The organism is Bradyrhizobium sp. AUGA SZCCT0160 (assembly GCF_018130105.1).
Classification (GTDB): domain Bacteria; phylum Pseudomonadota; class Alphaproteobacteria; order Rhizobiales; family Xanthobacteraceae; genus Bradyrhizobium.
This window is the reverse complement of sequence record NZ_JAFCMD010000050.1, coordinates 1-9,643: the sequence shown is the minus strand read 5'-3', so window position 1 is coordinate 9,643 and position 9,643 is coordinate 1. Positions and strand designations below refer to the sequence as shown.

Genomic DNA, 9,643 nt, shown 5'->3' with positions numbered 1-9,643 from the left:
AGCTCGGAGACCATGGTCATCAGATGTTCCAGCGTGTCCACGTTGACGCGGATCGACTGGTTGGCGATCTTGTCGGCCTCCTGGACGTCACCGACATCGGCGGCGGCGGCCGCCTTGCGGGCCGGCTTGGCTTTGGCTTCCACCTTCGCCGGGGCGGCTTCCGGCGCCGGAGCCGACACTGCGGCCTTGGCGACGGGCGCGGGAGCTAGTTCGATTTCGGTCTCGCGGAAGGCGCGCTCGAGTTCATCGAGCGAGACTTCGCCGGGACGCAGCGGCCGTTCCAGCACCTGATCCACCAGCGTGCCGTGAGCCAGTTGCGCCTCCTTGGGAGCCTGGGGCTGAACCGGGGGCGAAGCGATCATGGGGGCGGGTTCGGCAACGGCTTCCGCCGGCGCATCGTGCGTCCCGCCTTCCGCCAACAGATGCAGCTTCTCGATCAGGTCCTCGTCGCTGCCTTCCGGCTCGTTCTCGGTGGCTTCGAGACCTGCGAGGATTTCCTTGATGCGATCGATCGAGGACAGGATCAGCGTGACGGCGCCGGCGGTGACCGGCATGCCGTCGCGGAATTTGCCCATCAGGGTCTCGCCGGCATGGGCCAGCGCTTCCAGCCTCGGCAGGCCGAGGAAGCCGCAGGTGCCCTTGATCGTGTGCACCAGGCGAAAGATGTTATCCAGAATCTTCGCGTTGTTCGGGTCCTGCTCGAACCGCACCAACTGATTGTCGACCGTATCCAGGCTCTCGCTGGTCTCGGTCAAAAATTCCCGCAACAAATCATCCATGAAACCGGCCTTCGCACGCACCGGCACGCGACATCGACGTGCCCCGACGGAACTTGGCCAGCTTCTATGCAAAGCGTTTAATATTGGTTGAGCAAATGGAAAAGAACGGCCTCAACAAAGAGATAAGACGGCTGCAATGAATCCAGCCGTCCAATATCAACCTTTGGTTAACCATAATCGCCGCGTGGCGGCGCTCAGGCGGCGGTCACGAGCACGTTGTCGCCGTCGAGCGCGAGCGTCACGGCGAGCCCGCAGGCCTGCGCCAAAAGCCGGGTATAATATGGCTGCACCGCATGCGCATCGATCGCGGCGGTCGAACTTGCGCTCAGCAAGTCGGCGATGTTTTGCGGCACGCGGGCGTTGAGGCCGGCCGAGGTGACGCGAAAGCTCATCGTCTCGCCCTCGCCGATCGGGTCGATGGTCAGCGTACCGCCGCGCGGAATGGTCTGCTGCGCAATGACCAGCATGTTCAGGAGCAGCTTGACGCGGTTCTTGGGCAAGAGCAGCCGCGGCAAATTCCAGCTGATGGTGATCTTGCCGTCCTCGATATGGCCGCGCGCCATGGTCTGGGCGTCGCCGAGGTCGATCTGCGCGCCGGCCGAGCCGGCCGCGCCGAACGCCAGCCGGCAGAACTGCAGCCGGGCCGAGGCGGTCTTGGCGCTCTTGCGAATCAGATCGAGCGCGAATTCACGATCTTCGGCCTTGGGATTGTCGTCGAGGACCTCCAGCCCATTGACGATAGCGCCAACCGGACTGATGAGATCATGACAGACCCGCGAACACAGCAGTGCCGCAAGTTCGAGGGCGTCAGGAGCGACGCCGGGAGACGGAGTGTCAGACATCAGATTTTCCTGGAAGGCCGCGCAGTCCCCAATCGCTGCAAGACTGCCGGCGGACAATTACGAATCACGCATGCTCGGTGGTTTGATACACTGCGCAGGCGCGTGCGGCCAGCACAGGAGCGCCGGTACCCGTCGTCAGGCGGCACCGGTCAAGGGAACACCAACAGCAAATGAGCCCGCTTATGAATGAGGCAACTCCGCCCGTTATCGATCATGTGGCCGCCAGCGCCCTGATCGAGCCGCTGACCGATCTGGTGATCCGGGCCGGCGCCGCGATCCTTGCCGTCAACCGCGCCGCCATGACGGTCGATGGCAAGACCGACGGATCGCCGGTCACGGAAGCCGATCTTGCCGCCGACCGCATCATCGGCGAAGGCCTGGCGCGGCTGGCGCCAAATATACCGTCATTGTCCGAGGAGCGGACGCATCTGGCGAAGCTGCCTTACAAGGACAGCTTCTTCCTGATCGACCCGCTCGACGGCACCAAGGAATTCGTCGCCGGCCGCGCCGAATTCACCGTCAACCTGGCGCTGGTGACCGCCGGAGTGCCGCTGCTCGGCATCGTCAGCGCGCCCGCGCTCGGATTGATCTGGCGCGGCATCGTCGGCCGGGGCGCCGAGCGGCTGACCCTTATTGACGGCGGCGCGCCGCGGATCGAGCCGATCCGGACGCGGCCCTGCCCGATCAGGGGAAAAGCCTGGACCGTGGCCGTCAGCCGCTCACATGGCGATGACCGCACCGAAGCCTTTATTGCCGCACGGCCCGGAGCGGTGCGCGCCGAGCTCGGTTCGGCGGTCAAGTTCGGCCGGGTGGCGGAAGGCGCGGTCGATATCTATCCCCGCCTGTCGCCGACCTGCGAATGGGATGTGGCCGCGGGCCATGCGGTGGTTACAGCCGCCGGCGGCAAGATCACGAATTCAACCGGCGCCGCGCTGCATTTTGGTGCCGGCCGCGAAGATTTCATCGTGCCGGAATTCATCGCCTGGGGCGATCCGGAGGCCTCCTTCTGATTTACTGCGCCAGACCCTGTTCGAGCCGAGGCCAGTGGGCGGCGGCGTCTTTCAGGAAACGCGAAGGATCGGCCTTGAAAGCATCGCGGTTTTCCTCGCGGCCGAACAGAAAGAGCCGCTGGCCTGCGACCGCCCAGAACCGCGGGTTACCGGCATAGGTAACGCCTCGCCCGAGATCGACCGGATCGTAGCCGCCGAACTGCGGGCCATAGACCTCGGGGTGGGCGACAAAGGAAGCGCGATTGCCCTCGTTGCGAAAGCGCCAGACGGCGCCGGCCTCGGCGGCCTCGAAATCCGCCACGCCCTGGACGGCCACGGAATCGGTGAAATAGGCGACGGGATCAAACCCCTCGATCGCAAGGCCGGAATAGCGATTGACCACCACGCGTTCGGTGGTCGCGGCAAGGGCGGTGAAATCATGGCAGAGAACGCCGAAAAAGCCTGCCCACAGGGCGAAAATGGCCATTCCGGGGCGCCAACCATATCTTTCCTGCCGTTGTGCCGTCATAGTTGATACCGATAACATACGAGTCGAGGGGACACTGGACGCAACCTAGAGCCGTGCTTGTTGGCGTCAGGTTAAGGCGGCGGCCAGAATTTCGATACCAGGGGTTCTTTGATGATTTTCGTCTCACGCCTTGCCGCGGTAACGCTCGCCGCGCTGATGTGCTGGACTGTGCCCGCACCTGCGCAGCAGTCGGGGCCGATGCAACAGGCGCCACTGCAGGCACCGGGCCAACAGGCGCCGTACCAGCAGGCTCCGGTGCAGCAAGCGCCGTACCAGCAGGTCCAGCAGGCGCCGCCGCCGCAGCGCGCGCAGGGCCCGGCGACCTATGGGCCGGACGAGCTGGTCAACGCCGGCCACAAATTCTTCGGCAACGTCTCGCGCGGGCTGGCATCGATCATCGAGCGCGCGGTGAGCCAATGGGGCCTGCCGAACGGTTACGTGCTCGGCGAGGAAGGCTCCGGCGCCTTTGTCGCCGGCCTGCGCTACGGCGAAGGCACCCTCTACACCAAGAACGCCGGCGACTTGCGGGTCTACTGGCAGGGCCCGTCGGTCGGTTTCGACTGGGGCGGCGACGGCGCCCGCACCATGACGCTGGTCTATAATCTGCCCGCCACCAACGCGATCTATCAGCGCTTCGTCGGCATCGACGGCTCGGCCTATATCGTCGGCGGCTTCGGCATGACCGCGCTCACCGCCAACAACATCGTGCTGGTGCCGATCCGCTCCGGCATCGGTCTGCGGCTCGGCGCCAATATCGGCTATCTCAAATTTACCCCGCGCGCGACCTGGAACCCGTTCTGACCTTTTCCTGAGCAACGGTTTCCTGAACAGCGGAGCCTGATCGGTTCTGATTGCATCAGAACCGGGCTCCAGTTTTTGTTTTGACGCGTTTTCTTTACGCGAACCGGGGTCCACTTCGCTCGAAAACGCTATGCCCCCACATTGATCTTCACGATTCAGGTTAACGCGGCATTGGGCTGGCCTTTTGCCGGTCCCCCATGGCATTGTGATTAACGAATTCTTTACGCCCCCGGGGAGTGACCATCCATGATCGAACCGATCATGTATCTGGCGATCGGTTTTCTGGTCTCGATGCTGTTTGGCCTGATGATCGTGCCGCTGGTGCATAACCGCGCGGTCCGGCTGACGACCCGGCGACTGGAAGCGGCCACCCCGCTGTCGATGGCTGAAATCCAGGCCGACAAGGACCAGCTGCGCGCGGAATTTGCGATGTCGGCGCGGCGGCTCGAGATGAGCGTCGACCAGCTGAAGAACAAGACCACCAGCCAGCTTGCCGAACTCGGCAAGAAATCCGACGCGATCAACCGCATGAAGATCGAGCTTGGCGAGAAGAACGCCACGATCTTCGGGCTCGAGGCGCGCGAGAAGGCGGTGAAGGAACAGCTGCGCGCCACCGAAGAGGAATTTTCGGCCAAGACCGAGATGCTGCGCGGCGCCGAAAGGGCGCTGACCGACAAGCAGGGCGAACTTGCCAAGATCAATCATGAACTGTCCGACCGTTCGATGGTGGCGGACAGCCGCCAGGTCGAGCTGGTCGCGGTGCGCACGCAGATCGAGGAGTTGAAGGGCCGCGTCGGCGACGCCGAAAAGGAATTCGCGGCGACGCAAGCCCGGCTCGCGCAGGAGCGCAGCGAATCCGAGAACGCGACGCGTGAACTCAACGAGGCGCGCAGCCGCGTCGAAAATCTGAGCCAGCGCGTCACCGATCTGGACCGGCAGCTGATCATCCAGGTCAAGGAAGCCGAAATGCTCGGCAACCGCGTCAACGATCTCGAGGCGCGGCTCGCCACCCAGGGCAAGCTCCTGGCCGAACGCGAATTCGAGAACAACCAGCTCAAGCAGGCCAACGACGTCGCCGAGCGCACGACCAAGGAATTGCGTGTCGAGATCGCGGCCCTGAGCCAGGGCGGAAATTCGCCGGCGATCGAAAAACTGCGCAGCGAGAAGGCCGCGGTCGAGGAACAGCTTCGTGTCGCGCGCGACGAACGCGCCAAGCTGCAGCGCGACATCAACGCGATCCAGCAGCAGGCCGAAAGCTCCTGGGCCACCGAGCGGATGGAGAACGCGCTGCTGCGCGAACGCATCAACGACATCGCCGCCGAGGTCGCGAAATTGGCGATCCAGCTGGAGGGGCCGAATTCGGCGATCGAGGCCATGCTGGCCGCGGAACCGGCGGCTCCCAAGCCCCCGGCCAAGCCGGCCAACGACACCGCCGCCACCACGCCTTCCGAAGGCGGCGGCACCCTGGCCGAGCGAATCCGGGCCCTGCAGTCGCACGCCTCCCGCGCCCGCCAGCAAGGGGCGTAACTTTTTTTGACGCGTTTTCTTCACGCGAACCGGCCTCCACTTCGCTCGAAAACGCTATGTCCCGATTCGGCCGCTTTGTTTGCTTGACACTATGGGCCCTCACTTCGTAAATCGCGGGCTCTGACGGCGCTGATTTCGCCAGATCCCGGACGCATAGCTCAGCGGGAGAGCGTTCCCTTCACACGGGAGAGGTCCAAGGTTCGATCCCTTGTGCGTCCACCATCGTCCTGACCGGACGAGCTCAGGTTTGAATTTCAAGCAGTGCCACCTCATTCAATCTGTCATTGCCGGGCTTGCCGCCTTCGCTAAAGCTTCGGCGAGCCTATGGGCTGTGTGCCTCGTCGAAGCCTTGGCGTAGACGGGACCCGGCAATCCATCGTCTTCGAAAAACGCCCTCGCGAAGATTGATGGATGCGCGGGTCAAGCCCGCGCATGACGAGTTGAGGTCAAACACACACCCCCGCGATCCCGCGGCGCGAAGGGCCCGAGTTGTAAGGATCGTTTCGCCCTCATGAATTCAGAGGGCGCAGGGAATGCCGGATGCGCGCTGCACCCGCGGTCTCGTGTGCGAATAGTGCAAACAAAGCTGCACACGAGCATACAGGGCAGCGGAGAGCATCCGACATTCCCTGCGCAGTGGCTTTACGACTTATGGCGTGCTCTCCCCGGTGAGACGGTCTCTATTGCCACCGTCGTCCCTCGGAAGCGTTAGCTCCTGAAAGACTTGACGCCGTTACGGGCGCCAGGACCACACGCTTTCGCCGTACGCTTCAGCCGCGACCGTCAATCGCAACCTCAGCGTCCACCGCAACCCGTCCCTCGTCGTGACGATGGCCAACGCCCCTCTGATTGGGACGGGATGGCTATTGATGTGCAGGTGATTTGGGGTGGAAGGGAAGAGAAATGTTTTTGATTTTCGGAAATTTAAGGCTTGACATGATTTCCTAAAATCGGAAGTGATTTGCCCGTCGGGTCAGTTTGTCGCGCAAAGGAGCAGACCAATCAGCGCGCAGAGTGAATTTGCCGAGTGCGTATTCGGAAGCGTCGCGTTCTTTCGCGTTTTCCGACCGCTCATCAGCGCTTTGGTCACCTGCGACAGCCATCGCGTATCGGAGCACTCCGGAAGAGTGACTACAGCTCGCTGACGAGCCGGGTTATGATGCCCGGAAGTGCCGCAGGATCGCGACTTTGGATGGAGTACAAGGATTTACTTCGCGCTGGTCGGCGTAGCCGGGCCGATCGGATCGTTTGTCACTGCAGCCTTCATGCCGTTGAGTGGGGGATAGGCAGTATCTGACTGCCTCTTCTCTCACCTATCTGCCTGACGGGTCCGGCCGAATACAAGGCAGGCCTCGATCAAGCGGTCGCACGGGGGTGGCTGTTGCTGCACGAGGGCGGCATCTATGTGAAGTTCACGCCGGCCGGCGCGAAGCTGTTCGCCTGATCCTTGCATCTCCAAAAGAAAACGGCCCGTCGGGGGTGAGACGTGCTTCGGCCGTATTTGTTCGACTACCTCCATTGCCACTTGTTCCCGAAACTCCCCTCCTCTTTGGTTCAGGTCAGTTTGTGCCATTCCTGGTTTGTGCCCGTGTCGTGGATCGCGCTTGGACTTGCTATCGAGACAAAAACGGCCCCAGCACTGGGGAGAGCTGAGGCCGCCATTCCAACGGATGTCATTGAGCTGCCATCCGGTAGTCTCCAATGAATTCGCCCCCGGAAGGTTCGTTCCAAATCAGTGGCCTCGACGTTTAGCCGATCAAGCGAATGTTGAGCCGGGACAGAGGCACTTACTCATTTTTGGGCTTTTGTTGACCTGAATCATAATGCCCCGAATTGGCCGGTCGAAAATCTGAGGATGAACCAGCGTCAGCATTGGGACTGGGTGCAAATCGCGGGATATGCCTCGCTGCTTCTCGCGATGGGGGCGCTGATTGTTATTGGGGTTTCCCTGTCGTCCCCTCAGTCTTGAACGGATTTAGTTTTGATCGTTGCAATGCCAACGCCGCGACGCCAAAATTGAGCACCTATCTAATCCCTGGGGTCGATAAGGGAACGCGCGAACTCTGCCACAGGATAGACCCGGCCATCGGCTTCAATCGTTACTTGAGTGCATCCTTGAGCAAGCAAATCGTTTGATGTCTCGATGGCGTCAGCGGGCATGTCCCGGACCACTTCCGTGTCCCCAGCCAGATCGCTCTTGCCCCGCACAATGAACATTCCCGGTCCCTCGAGTTGATCAAAGATACCGCGCAGTGCCGATCTCAACACGCTCGTAGAATTACGTACTCCGGAATAGTGACCGCAATGTCCGTGCCAAAAGTTAGGCTATGCCTGAAACAGGATCGAGTCTCGAAGCTTGAGGACCTGCATCAGGTGGACGAGGACAAAACCTACCACACCCTTTTCGTATTCGGCTCGGTCGCGTTGTTTGCCGCAAGCGTAATAGCAATGATCATGTTGGTTGCTGGGCAATAGGCAGCATTTGAATGCAGTCTCCCCGCATGTTGCGCCTTACAGATGCCGCGCAAAGAGAGACGACCCCAGACGGGCGTGAACGCCGAAGGCCATTTCCGATGATGCCGCCCCACCACCTCATTAAGGCTCTAGCGGCTATATAGATGGCGAACTGACGCACCCTTTTGCCAATGGATTGGGAGACCTGACAGGTTATAGCGATGTCGCGCAGACGAAAAACCCCGCCGGTTAGGGCGGGGCTAAGTCGGGGTATCATTGCTTCTTTAGCCCGAGTGAGGCTGCTGGCACCGTAACAACATAGCCGGCACAGTCGATCGCTTTTCTTGCATACTTGTCCCGCATGCGTGCAATGGGAGGTAGGAACTGTCTCCCCCTTGCAACATGCTGGATGTTCCGCTTCTTGAAACACTAAATATAACTTCCGGGATCAAAAGTCTTGCGGCAGCCTCGGCGCTATCGGGACTGGGAGTCTGCATTGCACTGACATTCAATTTTCCCGGCAAGGCCGCAGCGCGCGACGCCTGTGGCCTTTTTCATTGGCCTGCGGATTCCTGGACATCTGGGCTGCCACATTCAAACTGACCCAATGTGTTATTCAGCAAACTCAGGATCTTTCGAAGGTCGGTTAACCTTCTTGCCCTTCTGTCGATGGAACGAGACGCCCAGCTGGTCTCCATTTACCCATTTAAGAGAGCAGCGCCGATAAGCGAGACCGGTGGAGGAAAGCAGGAGAAAAAACTCGTTAAGCTGTAGCCCTTCAATCGAGACATTCACCGTCAACTTGGCGTCCCCGTCAGATATATCATTGATGACGCAGTCCCGGCGCCAGGTGCCGTCAATGGCCATCATGTGCGCGCTCAGGCCGTGTTCGAACTTCACCCGACGTTCGCTTTCCTTTGAAGTTACCATCCCACTCTCCGGTCAGCCAGCTGCCATTTTTTCCCGGATGGTGACGGAAAGGAATTAAGGTCGTCTAAGCGCTTAATAGCTTTCTGCGCATGAGCTAAGTATACTTTTGTACATAAGCGGTGGAACCAATCCGAGACCACCGCGTGTTACTTTCGGCGGCGGGGAAAACTGATGGAAACTGTTCTGGTCCTCGTCATCGAAGATGATCCCGCCGTTCAAGTGATCCTTGACGAAGCACTTTGTGAAGGGGGCTACGAACCTGCTTTGGCAGCATCCGGCGAAGAAGCCGTGACCTTGTTGAAGGGCAGGAAACTCCCGTATCGCGTCTTGGTAACGGACATCAATCTGCTCGGTAGGATCGACGGATGGGAGGTCGCCAAACAGGCGAGAGAGCTGGACCCGAATTTCCCCGTCGTCTACATGACCGGTGCTGCCGCCGACCAATGGCCGGTCCACGGCGTTCCGAACAGCATCCTTCTCACCAAACCATTTGCGCCAGCGCAGCTCGTAACCGCAATATCCAATCTGCTGAATGCAGCACCGCTGGCACCGACAGACTGAGGCCGCCTGAGGAATTGCCGAGCTAGTTGCCGAACTGCAGGCTAATCACCGCCTAGATTGCCGCCCGCGCGCCGTTAAAGTTCCGACCGGGCCTGGCACTGATTCAATCAGTATGGCGCGCTGTGTGTCATCCGCGCTACAGCAACTTTTGCGTATTGCGCGCTAGCTGCAGAGACACAGTATAAAACGAAAGATCAAAATGAAAAAGTTCCTCCTTGCTACTGTCGCCTT

At 60.7% G+C, this 9,643-nt stretch carries 8 protein-coding genes and 1 tRNA gene; 5 read left to right on the top strand and 4 right to left on the bottom strand.

The genetic code is table 11. From position 1 onward, the window contains the following. A partial coding sequence (locus JQ558_RS36805; RefSeq protein ID WP_212296716.1) for an Hpt domain-containing protein occupies nucleotides 1-779 on the bottom strand: 779 nt, incomplete at its 3' end. Nucleotides 780-973: 194 nt separating this feature from the next. Beyond that, nucleotides 974-1,621 (bottom strand): histidine phosphotransferase ChpT, encoded by a 648-nt coding sequence (gene chpT / locus JQ558_RS36800; protein ID WP_212296715.1) that lies wholly within the window; start codon nucleotides 1,619-1,621, stop codon nucleotides 974-976. A gap of 182 nt (nucleotides 1,622-1,803) precedes the next feature. On the opposite strand from chpT, the gene JQ558_RS36795 reads away from it, so the two are divergent. Beyond that, complete coding sequence (locus JQ558_RS36795; RefSeq protein ID WP_212296714.1) at nucleotides 1,804-2,631, top strand: 3'(2'),5'-bisphosphate nucleotidase CysQ; 828 nt, start codon at nucleotides 1,804-1,806, stop codon at nucleotides 2,629-2,631. Nucleotide 2,632: 1 nt separating this feature from the next. On the opposite strand, the gene JQ558_RS36790 is transcribed toward JQ558_RS36795, so the two are convergent. Then, the gene (locus JQ558_RS36790; RefSeq protein ID WP_249119418.1) at nucleotides 2,633-3,097 is read right to left on the bottom strand and encodes a YHS domain-containing (seleno)protein; all 465 of its coding nucleotides are present in this window, start codon (nucleotides 3,095-3,097) and stop codon (nucleotides 2,633-2,635) included. A gap of 153 nt (nucleotides 3,098-3,250) precedes the next feature. Between JQ558_RS36790 and JQ558_RS36785 the strand changes: the two genes are divergently transcribed. From JQ558_RS36785 to JQ558_RS36775, 3 genes are all read left to right on the top strand, one after another. Next, nucleotides 3,251-3,940: a DUF1134 domain-containing protein gene (locus JQ558_RS36785; protein ID WP_212296713.1), complete on the top strand. Its 690-nt coding sequence runs from the start codon at nucleotides 3,251-3,253 to the stop codon at nucleotides 3,938-3,940. Nucleotides 3,941-4,186: 246 nt separating this feature from the next. Next, nucleotides 4,187-5,467: a hypothetical protein gene (locus tag JQ558_RS36780; RefSeq protein ID WP_212211831.1), complete on the top strand. Its 1,281-nt coding sequence runs from the start codon at nucleotides 4,187-4,189 to the stop codon at nucleotides 5,465-5,467. Between the two features lie 147 nt (nucleotides 5,468-5,614). After that, nucleotides 5,615-5,689 (top strand) — tRNA-Val (locus JQ558_RS36775). Between the two features lie 2,844 nt (nucleotides 5,690-8,533). Here JQ558_RS36775 and JQ558_RS36770 read toward each other — a convergent pair. Then, complete coding sequence (locus tag JQ558_RS36770) at nucleotides 8,534-8,851, bottom strand: PilZ domain-containing protein (RefSeq protein WP_212211833.1); 318 nt, start codon at nucleotides 8,849-8,851, stop codon at nucleotides 8,534-8,536. A gap of 171 nt (nucleotides 8,852-9,022) precedes the next feature. Here JQ558_RS36770 and JQ558_RS36765 point away from each other — a divergent pair, with 171 nt between their 5' ends. Further along, nucleotides 9,023-9,412 carry a response regulator gene (locus tag JQ558_RS36765; RefSeq protein ID WP_212271694.1) on the top strand — a complete coding sequence of 130 codons (390 nt, stop codon included), beginning with the start codon at nucleotides 9,023-9,025 and terminating at the stop codon, nucleotides 9,410-9,412. Nucleotides 9,413-9,643: the final 231 nt, after the last annotated feature.